Annotated in this window: 17 protein-coding genes (1 of these 17 running past the window's edge); 7 read left to right on the top strand and 10 right to left on the bottom strand. The window is 38.7% G+C overall.

Features of this window, described 5'->3' with window-relative positions:
- A protein-coding gene (locus MKY07_RS02140; protein ID WP_339263657.1) for a DEAD/DEAH box helicase crosses the window boundary here: on the top strand, window positions 1-1611 show its 3' portion. Its footprint begins 1260 nt before the window's first position; 1611 of the gene's 2871 nt are visible here — the last part of the coding sequence; its start codon lies beyond the left edge, outside the window; it ends in the stop codon at window positions 1609-1611.
- Between the two features lie 55 nt (window positions 1612-1666).
- Here MKY07_RS02140 and MKY07_RS02135 read toward each other — a convergent pair whose 3' ends face one another.
- Window positions 1667-2578 carry an HNH endonuclease gene (locus MKY07_RS02135; RefSeq protein WP_339263656.1) on the bottom strand — a complete coding sequence of 304 codons (912 nt, stop codon included), beginning with the start codon at window positions 2576-2578 and terminating at the stop codon, window positions 1667-1669.
- A gap of 264 nt (window positions 2579-2842) precedes the next feature.
- Between MKY07_RS02135 and MKY07_RS02130 the strand changes: the two genes are divergently transcribed.
- The 3 genes from MKY07_RS02130 to MKY07_RS02120 all read left to right on the top strand — a co-directional run bounded on the left by MKY07_RS02130 (window position 2843) and on the right by MKY07_RS02120 (window position 5805).
- The gene (locus MKY07_RS02130) at window positions 2843-4546 is read left to right on the top strand and encodes an ABC transporter ATP-binding protein (protein WP_339263655.1); all 1704 of its coding nucleotides are present in this window, start codon (window positions 2843-2845) and stop codon (window positions 4544-4546) included.
- A gap of 73 nt (window positions 4547-4619) precedes the next feature.
- A complete protein-coding gene (locus tag MKY07_RS02125; protein WP_339263654.1) occupies window positions 4620-5537 on the top strand; it encodes a dipeptidase in 918 nt (305 codons plus the stop codon).
- Between the two features lie 70 nt (window positions 5538-5607).
- Window positions 5608-5805, top strand: a complete 198-nt coding sequence (locus tag MKY07_RS02120; protein ID WP_014824828.1) for a YwbE family protein — start codon at window positions 5608-5610, stop codon at window positions 5803-5805.
- A gap of 175 nt (window positions 5806-5980) precedes the next feature.
- On the opposite strand, the gene MKY07_RS02115 is transcribed toward MKY07_RS02120, so the two are convergent.
- The 4 genes from MKY07_RS02115 to MKY07_RS02100 all read right to left on the bottom strand — a co-directional run bounded on the left by MKY07_RS02115 (window position 5981) and on the right by MKY07_RS02100 (window position 9158).
- Window positions 5981-6334, bottom strand: coding sequence for a VOC family protein (locus tag MKY07_RS02115; protein ID WP_339263653.1), 354 nt, complete (start codon window positions 6332-6334; stop codon window positions 5981-5983).
- Window positions 6335-6522: 188 nt separating this feature from the next.
- On the bottom strand, window positions 6523-7584 hold the full coding sequence (locus MKY07_RS02110; protein WP_339263652.1) for an anti-sigma factor domain-containing protein: 1062 nt from the start codon (window positions 7582-7584) through the stop codon (window positions 6523-6525).
- The gene (gene sigI / locus MKY07_RS02105; protein WP_339263651.1) at window positions 7584-8339 is read right to left on the bottom strand and encodes an RNA polymerase sigma-I factor; all 756 of its coding nucleotides are present in this window, start codon (window positions 8337-8339) and stop codon (window positions 7584-7586) included. The genes MKY07_RS02110 and sigI overlap by 1 nt, the downstream gene beginning before the upstream one ends.
- Window positions 8340-8456: 117 nt before the next feature.
- Window positions 8457-9158: a hypothetical protein gene (locus MKY07_RS02100; protein WP_339263650.1), complete on the bottom strand. Its 702-nt coding sequence runs from the start codon at window positions 9156-9158 to the stop codon at window positions 8457-8459.
- A gap of 363 nt (window positions 9159-9521) precedes the next feature.
- Here MKY07_RS02100 and MKY07_RS02095 point away from each other — a divergent pair, with 363 nt between their 5' ends.
- A complete protein-coding gene (locus MKY07_RS02095; protein ID WP_339263649.1) occupies window positions 9522-9923 on the top strand; it encodes a DoxX family protein in 402 nt (133 codons plus the stop codon).
- 117 nt (window positions 9924-10040) lie between these two features.
- Here the strand turns inward: MKY07_RS02095 and MKY07_RS02090 are convergent, their stop codons facing one another.
- From MKY07_RS02090 to MKY07_RS02080, 3 genes are all read right to left on the bottom strand, one after another.
- Window positions 10041-11066 carry a M14 family zinc carboxypeptidase gene (locus MKY07_RS02090; protein WP_339263648.1) on the bottom strand — a complete coding sequence of 342 codons (1026 nt, stop codon included), beginning with the start codon at window positions 11064-11066 and terminating at the stop codon, window positions 10041-10043.
- 273 nt (window positions 11067-11339) lie between these two features.
- Window positions 11340-11975 carry a 3-oxoacid CoA-transferase subunit B gene (locus MKY07_RS02085; protein ID WP_339264614.1) on the bottom strand — a complete coding sequence of 212 codons (636 nt, stop codon included), beginning with the start codon at window positions 11973-11975 and terminating at the stop codon, window positions 11340-11342.
- Window positions 11972-12670: a CoA transferase subunit A gene (locus MKY07_RS02080; RefSeq protein WP_008406321.1), complete on the bottom strand. Its 699-nt coding sequence runs from the start codon at window positions 12668-12670 to the stop codon at window positions 11972-11974. Before MKY07_RS02080 ends, MKY07_RS02085 begins: the two co-directional genes overlap by 4 nt.
- 260 nt (window positions 12671-12930) lie before the next feature.
- On the opposite strand from MKY07_RS02080, the gene MKY07_RS02075 reads away from it, so the two are divergent.
- Together MKY07_RS02075 and MKY07_RS02070 are read left to right on the top strand one after the other, a co-directional pair.
- Window positions 12931-13233, top strand: a complete 303-nt coding sequence (locus MKY07_RS02075; protein WP_014822792.1) for a transposase — start codon at window positions 12931-12933, stop codon at window positions 13231-13233.
- Window positions 13230-14120 (top strand): IS3 family transposase, encoded by an 891-nt coding sequence (locus tag MKY07_RS02070; protein WP_339263328.1) that lies wholly within the window; start codon window positions 13230-13232, stop codon window positions 14118-14120. Before MKY07_RS02075 ends, MKY07_RS02070 begins: the two co-directional genes overlap by 4 nt.
- Before the next feature lie 431 nt (window positions 14121-14551).
- Here MKY07_RS02070 and MKY07_RS02065 read toward each other — a convergent pair whose 3' ends face one another.
- Window positions 14552-15178: a general stress protein gene (locus MKY07_RS02065; protein ID WP_339263647.1), complete on the bottom strand. Its 627-nt coding sequence runs from the start codon at window positions 15176-15178 to the stop codon at window positions 14552-14554.
- A 99-nt stretch (window positions 15179-15277) separates the two neighbouring features.
- Window positions 15278-15805 (bottom strand): hypothetical protein, encoded by a 528-nt coding sequence (locus MKY07_RS02060; RefSeq protein WP_339263646.1) that lies wholly within the window; start codon window positions 15803-15805, stop codon window positions 15278-15280.
- Window positions 15806-15921: the final 116 nt, after the last annotated feature.

Here is a 15921-nt window from a genome sequence, read left to right as displayed (position 1 = left end):
GCAGATTTACAAAAGTTAGTTCATCGTGAACGAATTGACCATATTATTGAAAAAATTTCTTATTACGGATTTTCTGGGGATTGCGTTCGTGGATTAATGTTTTGCAGTACGAAGGAAGAAGCCCGTACTCTATCCAACCTACTGACTATGCGCGGATATAAAACGACTGCATTGACCGGAGATCACTCTCAAGAAGAACGCGAAGAAGCCATTGCTAAATTAGAAAATGGTGAGTTGGAATATATTTTAACAGTAGATATTTTTAACGAAGGTATCGATATTCCTTTCATTAACCAAATTGTAATGCTTCGCCAAACACAATCTAGCATCATTTTCATTCAGCAGCTTGGTCGAGGATTACGGAAACATAATGTGAAGGAATATGTAACGATCATTGATTTTATCGGCAACTACAAAAATAACTATTTAATTCCGATTGCCCTATCTGGTGATAAGTCGATGAACAAAGATAATGTTCGCCGCAACACAGTAAACACGGATTATATTCAAGGGGTTTCAACAATTAATTTTGAGGAAATCGCGAAGAAGCAAATTTTTGAAGCGATAAATAACGCTAATTTATCGACATTAAAAATGTTAAAGGATAGCTATTCTGAGCTTAAAAATCGGATTGGACGTATTCCGATGCTTAAGGATTTTATTGAACAAAATTCGTTAGATCCCGAAGTCATTATTAGCTACACTCCTACCTATTATGAGTTTTTATTGAAAATGAAAGAAAATATCTCCTCAATTACCGATTATGAAAAATCTGTCCTCGCATTAATAGGGAAGGACTTTTTATCAGGGAAAAGAATTCATGAAATTTTATTATTACAGCTTCTTTTAGAAGAAGAATCTATTTCAGAAAAAAGCTATCTTGCAGCATTGCAAGCTCATAATGCTTATATTCATAAAGGTACAATTGAAGGCATTGAAAATGTGTTTTCTTTAAACTTTTTCGTAGAGGCTGACAATAAAAAATTCGGAAATAAACCGTTAATTATTAAATCAAATTCATACTATATGTTTAATGAGGAATTGCAACTTTCACTACGAGACATAAATTTCAAACAATACTTTGTTGATTTACTTGAATGTGCCTTTATTAAAAACAAACAATTTAATAATTACGAGCCATTTAAACTATATGAAAAATACTCACGCCGCGAAGTATGCCGCTTACTAGACTGGGAAAAGAACGAGGAAGGTACATTAAATGGTGGTCGACCGAAAAATGGCGATTTCCCTATTTTCGTAAATTATCATAAAAATGATGAAAACAATCTTGAAACAAATTATATGGATGAATTTTTATCAGAAGATACATTTAAATGGTGCTCAACAAAAAACCGATATATTGATAAATCAAAGGAAATGCAAATTCTTATCCACTCTGTTGAAAATGGGACAAACGTGTACCTGTTTGTAAAAAAAGACAATGGTGAAGGTAAAGATTTCTATTACCTTGGTCGGTGTGCTGTAAATCCAGGCTCTGCAAAGCCCGAAAGAATTTTGGATAAAGGAAAATATTACCCCGTCGTTACAATGGAAATGGTACTCGAACAACCAATCCAATACGACATCTACCACTATTTAGTAGAGGAATAAAATAAAGCAAGGTGCTACCATTTAACTTTTGGCAAACACCTTGCTTTTTTATTAACTATTCATTACCTCTAAATATCTCCCGCTTATGCCACTTAAAATATTTCTTATTCTCTTCTACTCTCGCAACGCGCATTTTCTCATGAATCCCGTATTTTACGTAATCCATCTGGTCAATTTCAGAGGAAATGTGGATTTTCCCTGTTCCATCAAACGCGATATAGCCTTGGTCGTATAATGCATCATGATTATGGCAAAGTAGAATACCGTTGTATGGATCAAGTCGCTCGTCATTCGTTGCATCTTTCCATGGTTTTGAATGGCTTGCACGTAATAATCCAGGTAACGAGATGCCACATAATGCACATTGATTGTCCCATAATGGCATCAGTTGCTTTCTAAATTTTTGTTGCCCTTTACGGATTTTCACCTTTGCTTCTGCTTCTGTTTCGATTAAAACAGGCGCTAGCGTATTGCGTTCCTTTTGGGCAATGAGACCAATGGCAAATTCCAGCTGCTCTTCATTTTCCTCATAAATATTGGCATCACTCATAAGCTCCAGCAGCTTGATCGCGAGCATTTCATTACAAGGATATAAAAATCCTTGGTTGCCGTCACCATTATGTTGGAACGGTGAATATTTTACTGGAAGTAGTGGCTGAATTTCATCAAAATGTTCTTTTATTGAAACCGGAAAATCTAATTCCTCGTATACTGCCGGGAATTGGTACCCAACTACTCCTGAATGATCAAGAGGATTCACACCTTCCCCGCAATCTTCCTGAGCGGTACTAATCGCGACGATTTCCCCTTTCACACAGTGAAAAATTGCATCGCCCTTCTTTACTTCCTTCATCCGCTCCCAAGAATGGGGTGTTTGTCCACTACTATCTAAAATTGAGCACCATACGACCTGCTTTTCCTTCGCCTCATCGTATGTACGCCCTTGCATTACTATATAAAAATTCATACATACACCTTCATTTCTTTGCTTCTTTTAAGTGTACCATTTCTTTTTTCTTACCATAACTAACATGCTTAAAAATAAATTTAACGTTTATATATTCTCTACCCAAGTACCACTTGAGATATAATTTCAATTTTTTCCATCCCCGCACTATTTCGCCCCTCGAAAAACTCCTAAAAAATGTTATAATCCGAGTAAGAATCATTTTCACTAACTAATACAACCGGTTGCACTCAGTTTTGAGTTGTTTAACAGAAAGGAACTACAATGCTAGCAAGATTTTTTACGTATTATAAGCCGCATAAGCGATTGTTCATTATCGACTTCTCGTGTGCGGTATTTGTGGCCGTTTTGGAATTGCTTTTCCCGATGGCTGTGCAATGGTTTATCGATGATCTGCTCCCGACGAACGATTGGGGCATGATTACAAAAATCAGTGCGCTTCTTTTACTGACGTATATTTTAAGTACAGGCATGAACTATGTCGTGAACTATTTGGGGCATAAACTCGGGGTCAATATCGAAACGGATATGCGCCAGCAGCTGTTCAATCATGTACAGCGCCAGCCGTATACGTTTTTCGATAATATGAAAACAGGTCATTTAATGAGTCGTATAACGAATGACTTATTTGATATCGGGGAGTTTGCACATCATGGTCCGGAAGATTTATTCATCGCAATGATGACATTTATCGGAGCGTTTACGATAATGTTCAATATTAACGCGACCCTTGCGACAATTATTCTGATTTTCGTTCCGTTTTTAATTGCGGTCATGTATTGGAGCAACAGACGGATGAAAAAAGGCTGGGCCGTTATGTATAGTGAAATCGCGAACGTCAATGGCCGTGTGGAAGACAGCTTCTCCGGTATTCGCGTCGTGAAATCATTTACAAATGAAGAATTCGAAACGAACCGCTTTAAAGATCAGAACGCTCTATTCCGTAAAGCGAAAATCTACGCCTACAAGGTAATGGCCGGTACGCATTCAAGCATTTACTTTTTAACACGTCTACTTACATTGCTCGTGCTTGTCGTTGGCGCTTGGCTTTCATTTAACGACAATCTTTCAGCCGGGGAGTTTGCGAGCTTTATTTTATTTACGAATGTATTAATTAGACCAATCGATAAAATCAGTGCATTACTTGAAATGTATCCGAAAGGAATGGCCGGCTTTAAACGTTTCTGCGATCTGCTTGACCAGGAGCCGACGATTGTCGACCGCCCAAATGCAATTGATGTTGACCAATTAAACGGCGATATCGAGTTTAAAAACGTGGACTTCAAATATGCGGACAGCAAGCAAGTTCTCAACAATCTATCGTTCAAGGTGGAAGCAGGAAAAACGGTTGCCTTTGTCGGTCCATCCGGTTCAGGGAAAACGACGATCAGTGCACTGATCCCCCGCTTTTACGATATTACGGATGGTGCAATTACGATTGACGGGTATGATATCCGCGATTTAACACAGCAGTCGCTCCGCAAGCAAATCGGTACAGTACAGCAGGATGTATTTTTATTTACAGGTACTATTCGTGAAAATATCGAATATGGTAAATTAGGCGCAAGCTTCGAGGACATTAAAGCAGCGGCCGAGCAGGCGAACTTGCTAGAATTTATCGAGAATTTACCGGATGGCTTTGAGACGGAAATCGGTGAGCGTGGTCTGAAGTTATCGGGCGGACAAAAACAGCGTCTTGCAATTGCGCGCATGTTCCTGAAAAACCCGCCAATTTTAATTTTGGATGAGGCAACATCTGCCTTAGATACGGCGACTGAGCGGATTATCCAGCAGTCGTTGAATGATTTGGCGAAAAACCGGACGACATTGATCATTGCGCACCGTTTAGCGACCATTCGCGATGCGGACTATATTTTCGTTGTTACACCAAATGGCATTGAAGAGCAAGGGACATATGAAGAGCTTGTCGCAAAAGGCGGTATTTTTGCAGGGCTCCATCATGCATAAAGATTAGTATTAAGATTAGGTGGATGATTGCGGTCATTCACCTTTTTTTCACCATAATAGAGGGGGTTTTTTGATGAATATTCCAGTAATTGATTTACATTGTGATGCATTATGGCGCATGCAGCAGGATGGTCACCGGTTTGACGATGGCCTGCTTGATGTAAATGCCGATAAACTTCGCGCAGGAAATGTGATGGCACAGGCGTTTGCGATTTATGTTTACCCTACTTTAACTTTGGAGGAAAAACGGGCTGCTGCTTTCAAACAGATTGCGCATTTTCAGCAGCAAGTGCTAAGTGAACAAGTTGTGCATATTAAGAAATGGACGGATTTTGATAAGCTCCTTCCAGGACAAACTGGCGCTTTTTTAACAATTGAAGGCGTTGATTTTTTCGGTGGCGACATTGATTTTTGGCATCAGTTCCGTGAGCTTGGCGTGTTATCGATCGGACTTACATGGAATTACTCCAATGAAGCAGCTGACGGCTTACATAGTACATCACAGATTGGCGTTACACCGTTTGGCAAAGGAATCATCAAGCTGAATAATGAGCACAGGCTATTCACCGATGTTACCCATCTACATGAACGAAGCTTTTGGGATGTCATCGAGCATGCCGATTATGTAATTGCTTCTCATTCAAACGCAATGGCTATTTGCAATCATGAGCGCAATTTGAACGATGCACAAATAAAAGCAATGATTGAAAAAAATGCGCCGATTCATGTTGTGTATTATCCTGAATTTATAAACGGCACAAACAGAGCGAGCATGACGGACTTGATTCGTCATATTGACTATATTTGCTCACTTGGCGGGAAGCATTTGATTGGCCTTGGCTCAGATTTTGACGGTATTGATGTGAAAATCCCCCATCTCGAACATGCCGGGATGCATCAAAATCTCATTAATGAGCTGTTAAAGCATTATAGTGAACAGGAAGTACGCGGGTTTGCAGCTGCGAATTTTTTGAAGCATTTGCCGAAGTAGTGTGTAGTATCGGGTCCTCTATCATTTCATGCTATACTAAAGAAACTTATGAATGAGAGGACGTTTTACTATGAACGGCAAAAATCGAAGCGATGTCTATCCTGGCTTGGAAGTTGATATCGTACTAAAAAAAGACCAGCGTACAGGCAAAACAACACGCGGTATCGTAAAGGATTTACTGACAAACAGCAGCTCCCATCCCCACGGCATTAAAGTGCGGTTGGCTGATGGACAAATTGGACGTGTGTGTCAGACCTATCCGAAGTAAGTTTTGAGCTTTCCTCGCCCTAGTGACATAGGTGAGGATTATATTCGAATTTTGAGGATTATTTGGAACTCATTGAGGATTATGTTATTGCAAATGAGGATTAAATTGTTAAATTAAAAATTACTCCACTACTTACATTCGTAGGTAGTGGAGTTTTTTCACCAGTTATCCCCCATTAGCATTGGGAAACCATTAAGATATTCCCATCCGGGTCTTTGAAATTAAAATAGTGGTTATGTTCAATTTCTGTAATCAATTCAACGCCTTTTTTCCTCATAAAGCGAAACGCCTCTTCGATGTTTCTCGTATTTAAGTGGAATGTTGGAGTTTTAAATACCCTTTCTACTGAATAAATTTTGCTATCTAACACAATTCCTGTACCTTCCATTGGTAGAACATAAAGATGACCAAACTGAATTTCTCCATCTGCTGTCACCCCTAAAATATCACAATACCAATCCCTCGCTTTTTCAATATTGCTTACCGGGATAAAGACTGTTCCAATCTGTTTTAAGATAGGATTATTCATAAAACACCTGCCTTTTCAATTTTGGGCTCATTAATTATTCGGCATTCTAAATATAATTCCTTTTATTTTTAGTCTCCTTATTACACTAAATGCTCATAAAATGAAAAATGAGCCCCTATCCTGTTCAAGGATAAGAGCCTGTTTCAGTACTTCTATATTGCCAATCTATTTATTAAACTAAAGCACACTTAAGGTGAATTAGGTTGGTCTTTGTTTTTTGAAGCAGCATTTGCTGAATTATCGTTTTCCGATTGCTTCTGTTCATTTTTATTTTCTTTAGGTTGCTGTGGTGCAGGGCTTTGACCTTTATTGGAATTTCCATTTCCCGGTTCAGGGTGACTTGATTTCCCCTTCTCTACAGGAGTCTCCTTGGTTTTTTCCTTTTGTTCCATAATTGGCTTTTCAACAGTTCCGTTCGATTTCTGAACTTTATTTCCACTTGATTCCTTCGCATTTTCATTCCGGTTAACCTTCTCATTAGCCGGCACTGAAGAGATTGGTTCCTTATTGATAGGAGTCTCCATTTCTCTTTGCTCATTTGCTGGATTATTTTTCCGGTCCTCATCAATTTCCGAAGACGGCTTTATTTCCTTCGCCGGATTAACTTGTTGGCTTTCCTTGAATTTATAAACCGACATTTCCTGCATATTGGCCATCGCTCTTTCTTCCGCTGTGCTTTCGCCAATTTTCATAGTCAATTCTTTATTTGCGCTTTGTACATCCCGAACTGCATTTCCAACGATTTTTTGTACCTTCTGTTGGTTTTTGCTATTTTCATAGATAATTGTAATATTTACTTGCTCACTGATACCTTTTGCCGTTAATTTCTTCAGAGCTGTGTCCAGCACGTTACTGATTGAGTCACCTATCCAATGATCAGGGCTCTTTTTAGTCTCAACAGATGTACCATTCAAATATCGTAAAACAATGACCTCTCCTAATTCATTAATACCAAGTTCCATTGCCGTGTCTGATTCCAATTGAACGTAGGCCATCACTTCATCACCCATAGGAATTAAAGATGCTACGATAGAAAGAAGAAGGACTGCCGCTATCATAACTGTTCCACATAATCGCGGCTTCACTCTTCCACTAAAAAGAGAAGGCGTATTTATTAGATGAAAATCGACTTCATCTCCAATATTGGGCGGTCCACCAATTGGAATTCCACGTAAAAATTCGCCTTTTTCCGTTAGAAATACAGTATATTTTTTTTCTATTTCGAAAACAACACCCCTGTATGTCCGCATCATATAAGTTCCCCTTTTATATATTCCTTTATGTACACAAAGTGACTATTAAGCAGTAATACAACTGCGATTATATATTTCCGCTGTCGTTCGATTGTCTTTCTTGAAACCTCCACAGTCGATTCAAGTTCTTTTACCGGCAATTTTTTATTTTCAATAAGGTAATGATAGAATTCAGGTGTTTCTGCGATGATTTGCGCAATATGAATAGCCGTCTTCCTTGAGTCTGTATGTTTTGGAGATGACATGGCCAGCTCTTGAAATGATAGACCATAATTCTTTAAAAGTTTGGTATATTCTATGATTTCTTCACGACGTTCTTCCGCCTGTTGTTCTTTTGAATAGGAGACGATTGACGATCGATCGAATACGTACTGTTGGACATCTAAGTCTGAAGTTTCATTCACGTCTTTCAATAAATGAATGACATCGTTTCTCGTTGCTTCTTTTCGAAAATAATCGATAAGCCTCCGCTTTATGATCAAATGTGAAAATGTCGTTAACGATGAATCCTCTGCTGGATTGAATTGTAATACTGCTTCATGAAATCCACTCATCGCAATACTGAATTCGTCATCATGCTCATCAATGGATCGTTTGCATACGAAAGAAGCCGTTTTTTTCATAAACGGAGTAAATTCAATGAGAAGGTCATTCATGACCCTCTCATCCCCATTCTTTGCCTTCAATACAAGCTCATTCAATGCTGCATATGATTTTTTATTGAATACTTCTTGCATGAATGACAAAAACATAGATTTCCCTCCGTTCCCATTAGTATCGATTGCCCTGATTTTAATGGGTATAACTTAAATTGAAAAGTAATTTTATATTAAAAATCTGCTTTTCTTTTCATTTTTCCAGTTCTTTTATTATTCTTTATTCGCTTTACTTTCTTCTTTTAAAGCTTCACGCTCTGCTTTTTGAGTTGCTCTCAGCTCTTGTCTTTGTTCTCTTTGTTGTGCATTTAATTGTGCTTGAGGAGCAGGAGCCTTTTCAGTTTTTTCAGCTTTCTCCTGTTTCACTTTAGCAGGCTGTTCTTGTTTTGACGGCACTTCTTGCTTCACTGTTTCTTGTTTTACCTCTGTTTGCTCAGGAACTATTGTTTCCGGTTGTTCAGGAGCTTCCACTTTTGGCTGTTCATTAGTTTCTGACTGTTTATTCTCCCATTTTTCAATGGAACGTTCCATATTCCGTTTAATTGCTGCTTTAGCAGTTGGATTTTGAACCTTTTCATAGGCTTTTCCAAGCGCATCCAGATTTCCAGCTGTATACCCTTCCGGAGCTTCTGGAAGCACATTTTCTTCTACTTCCTTATCTTCTGTCGCTTTATCTTCAGTTACTTTTTCATCTGTTGCCTTTTCTTCTGTTGCTTTGTCTGTTTCAACCTTTTCAACAACTGGCAATTGAACAGTTTCAATTGGCTCTTTCACTAAATCCGAAGTCAATTCATTTTCTTGTTGAGTCATTTCAATAGCTTCATTCTCTTTTTCATCAGCTAACGCATAGCTTGTCCCAGTTACCGCTAACCCTGCAATAAGTAATGCTACACTTGTTTGTTTCCATTTTTGCATTGTCAATCACCTCAATATTTTTTTGCCCCAATTGTGGACATACCAGTTATTCGGATAGCATTTACTTTTTTAGGGGGTCGGTAAATAAATTTTTATAACTAACCCTTTACACATATCATTGCCCCCCTTACAAATCTAAACAATATCTCAGAATTTCGTCCTTAACCGCTATCTTCGGTCGAAAATACCTATTTTTCTTTTAGTTACGCTGATATCATTGAAACAATTAGATTACTTTATTACACTAAGTTACGAAAAGTAATCAATTAGGTGTGACCTACATTATTGTAGATCGCTTTATTTTACACCTTTACACTTACTTTTAATAAGTAATTTACAAAAAGTTATCAGGGGGATTTTTTTATGACAAGACAACAATGGGTATCATTATTTGTACGAGTGGTGGTTGGTTTTATGTTCTTTTACCATGGATTTGTTAAGTTTCAAGGAGGCATCGAGAATACAGCAGGTTACTTCGAATCACTTGGTTTAATGAGTGGTCTTGCATTTGTAGTGGCAATTGTTGAATTAGTCGGTGGTTTATTATTAATTCTTGGACTTGGTACTCGTGTAATCGGCGCTGTATTTTCAGTGATTATGATTGGTGCAATCTTCACAGCTAAATTATCACTTGGATTATTTGGTGACGGTACTTACGCTGGATATGAATTAGAGGTTGTTTACGTAGCTCTAGGCATTTATTTCATGTTCGCAGATCGGTCTCCATTATCACTAGATGCTAAATTAATGAACAACGCAGATTAACAGTGAATAGAGAAAAGGAGCAAAAGATGTCCATAACAAGACTCTCTTGCTCCTTTTTCAGTTCATAAGGATACAAGTACCGTAAAAGCGGTTACGGCTTTTGGACTCATTTTCCCGTTATCTTTGAGTATCCAATGTGTCCCAGAAACTGATATCTGCATTTTCAATTGAACGATCTGCTATTGCTTGAACCGCAGCATCAAGTGTTGTAATCGTTTGTTTGATTAAGTAACCATTACTTTTTTGACCGATAACTGCCGATTCATTAAAGTGATCGGACATTCCGCGCATTTCAAATAGCAGTGTAGCAATATCATATTGAACTGCGGCACCATTACGGCCGATATTCTCACCATTACCGCCATTATATTTAGCTAAATGTCCCCATCCCGTAGAATCAACAGCATTAAATACAACAGCTCCTAATTTTTTCGATTTTTCTAATACTTCCGGCTTCACTTTATCATTCGTAGGATAAAGCATAGATCCTGACACTAATTTCCCGTCTCGTCTTGCCTGAGTACCTTGGTGATGCAGGTCAATCATGTAGTCAATATCATACTTTTGTAAGACATTTTTATGAAGAGCCTGAGTTTCCGGATGCACTTTATCAACATGATCACGATTTAAGTCTGCCCCTACCGCATTGTATCGAGTTAGATTTCGGCCTCCGTCAGCGATATAATCATCAAGAGAAAAGTCGACATCTCCCATTGCACCATCTGCATTTAACATTGGCACAATAAGAATATTGACCTTATCAAGAACACCCTTTGTTTTACCTGTGCCAAGATGCTTGATAAATTCTAATGCACCTTCTGTAGTTAATTGTTCATTACCGTGCTGTTGTGTCAAAAATAGGATTGTCGGGTTATTTGGATTTTTAATATATTTTGCCATGTAAATATCTCGTTTTTTTACCGTTTGACCAATCACCTCAAGTTGCATAGCATCTTGTTTCGCATCTTGCTTTTTAAGATAATTAACCATTTCATCGTACGTATATAGGATTGACGTTTGAATCGATTCATTTCCACCATAGTTCGGTCCTTCACCTACAGCATAGGCAGTTAATGAAGCTGGTGTAACAGCTCCCAGTGCCAAAATACCAGTTAAGGATAGTGCTAACGCTTTCTTTTTCATAAGACCCCTCCATTACTTTAATTTTCAAAATTATTAAAATAATAATTCATACTATAAGAATATCCACCAATTCAATAATCGTATATAGAGGGAATCTATCAATTTAATTGCATCAAACATAGAGCATTTGTTTTAATTTACCAATAATGGTGTATATTATTTTACTCACTATTTCGCTGTTCTTTTCAAGTTTTTATAGAGTAAAAGTCACTAAACCCTGTTGTATGGAAATTAAAAATGCGCAAAAAGCTGAGCTGCTTTTTGCGCATGATTTTACAGTTTCACTTCAAACATAGCCTCTGTTTTTTCTTCCACTTCCTCTAAAGTCACACCATCCTGAAGCTCCACTAGCTGCATCTTGCCATCTTGAAAATTAAATACTGCCAGATCAGTAATTAACTGGTGAACAACGCTTTTTCCTGTCAATGGCAATGAGCATTCACGTTTTACTTTCGACTCACCGTATTTGTTCGTATGTTCCATAATGACGATGACCTTTTTCGCGCCGACAACTAAGTCCATCGCTCCGCCCATCCCTTTTACTACCTTTCCTGGAATCATCCAGTTAGCCAAGTCTCCTGCTTCCGACACTTCCATTCCGCCGAGAATAGCCAAATCAATATGTCCGCCACGAATCATCGCAAAGCTTTCCGCGCTATCAAAAAATGTCGCGCCCACTTTTGCTGTGACCGTTTCCTTCCCGGCATTGATCAGGTCGGCATCGACTTCTATTTCAGTCGGGTATGGCCCTATTCCGAGCAGTCCGTTTTCCGACTGCAGCATCACATTATAATGCTCCGGGATTTCATTTGCGATCAAAGTTGGCATGCCGATGCCTAAATTTACATATGTTCCGTCCTGTATTTCCTTCACTGCGCGTCGGATAATTTTCATGCGTGCATCCATTATGCTTCCTCCCTTACAGTACGGCGTTCAATGCGCTTTTCAAATGACTCGCTATGGACAATATGCTGCACATAAATGCCCGGCAGATGGATTTCGTCCGGATCCAGTTCGCCTGTTTCGACAAGTTGCTCGACTTCGACAATCGTCACTTTACCCGCTGTCGCACAAAGCGGATTAAAGTTGCGCGATGTTTTACGAAACACAAGATTTCCGGAGCGATCCGCCTTCCATGCTTTTACAAGCGCAAAATCTCCTGTAATCGCGCGTTCTAACAAGTATGTTTTGCCGTCGAATTCCTTCGTCTCTTTCCCCTCTGCGATTGGCGTACCAACACCTGTTGCCGTGTAAAATCCTGGTATGCCTGCACCACCAGCACGAATGCGTTCCGCCAATGTGCCTTGTGGAGTTAATTCCACTTCAAGCTCACCATTTAAAAATTGTTGTTCAAATGTTTTATTTTCCCCTACATAAGAAGCAATGATTTTCGTAATCTGCTTGTCTTGTAACAGAATGCCGAGCCCGAAATCATCGACACCGCAGTTATTGCTGACAACCGTCAGATTTTTTGTTCCTTTATCTTTTACCGCCTGAATTAGATTTTCCGGAATTCCGCATAACCCGAAGCCCCCCACTAATAATACAGCTCCATCGTCTATTGCCTGAATCGCCTGTTGTACAGAAGCTACTACTTTGTCCATGTCTTTATCCCCTTTCACATCCATACAAAATATTCTACAAAAAGACTGGATTCCCTCTAAAAATCTGTTTTTCTATTTGCGGGTTGGCGGTTTAAGCGGCAGTTTTCTAATAAATCCTGATTTGTTCTAATATATTTTGATTTGTTCTAATAAACTGCCGGTTTTCTAATATATTCCCGGGATGTGAGGTTAGTATAAAAAATGGACACGTCTTAAGAGACACTTTAAGATTAAGATATCTAAAAAAGGACGTGGAACCGATGAAAGAAAAACAAACTCGTAAGCGATTAGACGCACAAACAAAAGAATACATTTTAAAGTCTGTTTTAGAAGATGGCGCAAAAGTTTCAGATCTGGCATTTAAGTTTGAAATTGGGTCTTCAACGATCCATAAATGGATTAAAGATTATCGTGAATCGAAAAATCAGGATGTCACACGATACTTTACTTCTAGCGAAGTAGATAAGTTGCAGGCAGCGTTTGATAAGAAGTTACGTGATTTGGAAGAAGAGAATGAAATTCTAAAAAAGGCTATGCACATCTTCGCGAAAAACCCCGAGTGATTTATGCATTCATTGAAAAGCATAAAAACGACTTTGGCATTGCGATGATGTGTAAAGTATTGATGGTTTCAAAAAGCGGTTATTATGATTGGCGTAAAAAACAGATACAGCCCTTATCGGAAAAAGAAGTACGTGATACAGAAATTGCCCATCAGATTCATCGATCGTATGCGAGGAGTTTTGGTACATACGGTAGCCCTCGAATTGCGCAAGACTTAGCGAGTTTAGGTTATGTCTGTTCGCAAAAGAAAATTGCGAATATGATGCGAAACCTTGGGTTAAGTGCCATAATCCCGAGAACTGTTCAACGAACAACGGATTCCAATCACCATCAATTTATTTATCCGAATCTAGTCAAACGTCAATTTCAAGTAAAAGAGAAAAATAAAGTATGGGTCGCAGATATAACTTATATCCGAACACTGGAGGGGTGGGTGTATCTTGCGTCAATCATGGATTTATATTCTCGTAAAATCGTCGGCTGGGCCATCGCAGATCATATGGAAGAAACATTAGTAGATCAAGCCTTGAAGCATGCTTTAGCAGTTCGAAAACCCGAGAAGGGATTAGTTCATCATTCAGATCGAGGCGCACAATATTGTGCCACAAGCTATACAAGCACTTTAAAAGAACATGGGATTAAAATTAGCATGAGTCGTAAAGGAGATCCCTATGACAATGCGTGTATTGAATCCTTCCACGCCACAATCAAAAAAGAATGGATCTATCGTCACCGTTTCGAATCCAAAAAAGAAGCACGAAAGAGCGTGGAGTCATATATCGTAAACTTTTACAATGAACGACGACGTCATTCAACAATCGGTTATTTATCACCAAACCAATTTGAGAGAAATCAACAGGAGTCAGTTTGTCAAAATGTCTCATAAAGTTCTCTTACAGGGTTTTCATCCCTCCATGCCCAGGTCTGGGCATGGAGGGATGAAAAGCAGAGCAACCGAAGGGCGGTAGCAAAAAAAGTCTCTTAACGTTTGTCCGAAATATTGACGGAAGACCAGATGTTCTAAAATGTCCGTCCTTTGTTCTAATATCCTCGGCTCATTATCTAATATCCCCCTCCGTTCTTCTAATAACCTCCTCAACTTTTCTAATAAAATCCGCTCCCGCCTTTCCTAACACCTGATCCGAGCAAAAATACAGTCTACGCTGACAAAAACACCATCGATTTTCTAATAATTCCCCCGGACTTTCTAATAACGCTCCCACATTTTCTAATAACCCTTTCAATTGTTCTAATAAATTCCACCCCACCCCAAATAAAAAAGCCAAACCGCCCTAAAGAACAGTCTGACTCTCCATTTTAATTTTCCTTTTCATGCGGTGCCTGATAAATTCCAATTTCTTTTGTATTCGGGTCGCGAACAATGCGCTGATCGTCTTTTAACGGAATAATATCCGGATCATCCACATCATTGCTGCGTCCAAAGTCTCCTGCAACACTTGTATTCGGTAGCGCTTCATACTTTTTCTCAGGCTCAAATGGTACAGGGCGTTCATCCATTACATCTTTGCGAATGAGGTTCGATGGATTGGAGCGGTTTGTAATCCAGTCATCGAGTGTATGGCCTGTCCAATCTTCTTCATCAAATGGGTCGGTACCTGTTATGAGCAGTTTCCCGCCTTCTTCAATTATTTTTTCGTATTCAAGCTGCTTGTTTTCCGGTAAACCGAGGCGGCGAATTTTTTCTTCAATTGGCGATTCCCTCGTCAATGCTGTTTTCACTATACTACGGACACCATTTGTTGTAATAAGTGACACTTGCTGATCGCGTGCGATGGAGTGAAATTCGTCCACATCTTTTGTTAAAACGTAAATATGTGTACCTTCCAATTCATTGTCCGGTCTACGTAATTCCTGGAGTTTTTCTAGCAATTCCTGTTTCGTATAGGCAACATCAATCTTCTGTTTCGGCTCATCAAAAAACATTTGCATCCCTCCATTAAATTATTCGTAAGTACCTTTTCCCCATCTCCCTCATACAAAACCTTTTCAAAAATGGCATAAAGGATTTTTACCCCAATCAATTCAAGTTAGCGTTTCAATTTTTTCATAAATTTCTTTCAGCATAATATCATAACGTTCTCCGTTTAAGTAAAAATTGAATACGTCGACATCACATTTGATTTCTGACAATTCCTCTCCTACTAGTATTTCATTATGTAAATAAAGCGTTGAATGTGAACCATTTATCAGATTTTGAAAGTGCAGTGTATCGTAAGTTATGTTTTCTTTCGTAAAAGCAAAATGCCCTTTCGCTGCACCATAATAGATGATTGGAATCAGTGCATCCTTATATATCTTAATATATTCATCCTGGGAAGCTTGTTCAAAAACAGTAGGCGTAATAAAAAGTGCATCATATTCCAAAGCCGGATTCGTAACCGCTTCTTCAAGTGTTTCAAATGTAATTTCTACAATATCTATATTTGTATTGTAACTGTCGTTGAACTCCCCTAAAACGGCAATTTTTAACGGCATTCCTTCATACGCGACTATTTCTTCCGAACACCCTGCCAATAATAGAAGCCCGAGCAGAAATAATACTTTTTTCATTTATATCTCACCCTTTCTTAGAAGAATTGTATACTACGTTACCATCAAATCTTCCAAATTATTCGGAAGAGAATAATTAAAGGAGCTGCCAGCACGAAACGGCAACTCCTTTTGCT

This window comes from Solibacillus sp. FSL W7-1472 (assembly GCF_037969775.1).
GTDB classification, from domain to species: Bacteria; Bacillota; Bacilli; order Bacillales_A; family Planococcaceae; genus Solibacillus; species Solibacillus silvestris.
This window is presented reverse-complemented; position numbering and strand designations above follow the sequence as displayed.

Coding starts and splice junctions, on each gene's coding strand:
- MKY07_RS02135 (WP_339263656.1), bottom strand. CDS start 2,578: ATGAATTTTTATATAGTAATGCAAGGGCGTACATACGATGAGGCGAAG.
- MKY07_RS02130 (WP_339263655.1), top strand. CDS start 2,843: ATGCTAGCAAGATTTTTTACGTATTATAAGCCGCATAAGCGATTGTTC.
- MKY07_RS02125 (WP_339263654.1), top strand. CDS start 4,620: ATGAATATTCCAGTAATTGATTTACATTGTGATGCATTATGGCGCATG.
- MKY07_RS02120 (WP_014824828.1), top strand. CDS start 5,608: ATGAACGGCAAAAATCGAAGCGATGTCTATCCTGGCTTGGAAGTTGAT.
- MKY07_RS02115 (WP_339263653.1), bottom strand. CDS start 6,334: ATGAATAATCCTATCTTAAAACAGATTGGAACAGTCTTTATCCCGGTA.
- MKY07_RS02110 (WP_339263652.1), bottom strand. CDS start 7,584: ATGCGGACATACAGGGGTGTTGTTTTCGAAATAGAAAAAAAATATACT.
- sigI (WP_339263651.1), bottom strand. CDS start 8,339: ATGTTTTTGTCATTCATGCAAGAAGTATTCAATAAAAAATCATATGCA.
- MKY07_RS02100 (WP_339263650.1), bottom strand. CDS start 9,158: ATGCAAAAATGGAAACAAACAAGTGTAGCATTACTTATTGCAGGGTTA.
- MKY07_RS02095 (WP_339263649.1), top strand. CDS start 9,522: ATGACAAGACAACAATGGGTATCATTATTTGTACGAGTGGTGGTTGGT.
- MKY07_RS02090 (WP_339263648.1), bottom strand. CDS start 11,066: ATGAAAAAGAAAGCGTTAGCACTATCCTTAACTGGTATTTTGGCACTG.
- MKY07_RS02080 (WP_008406321.1), bottom strand. CDS start 12,670: ATGGACAAAGTAGTAGCTTCTGTACAACAGGCGATTCAGGCAATAGAC.
- MKY07_RS02075 (WP_014822792.1), top strand. CDS start 12,931: ATGAAAGAAAAACAAACTCGTAAGCGATTAGACGCACAAACAAAAGAA.
- MKY07_RS02065 (WP_339263647.1), bottom strand. CDS start 15,178: ATGTTTTTTGATGAGCCGAAACAGAAGATTGATGTTGCCTATACGAAA.
- MKY07_RS02060 (WP_339263646.1), bottom strand. CDS start 15,805: ATGAAAAAAGTATTATTTCTGCTCGGGCTTCTATTATTGGCAGGGTGT.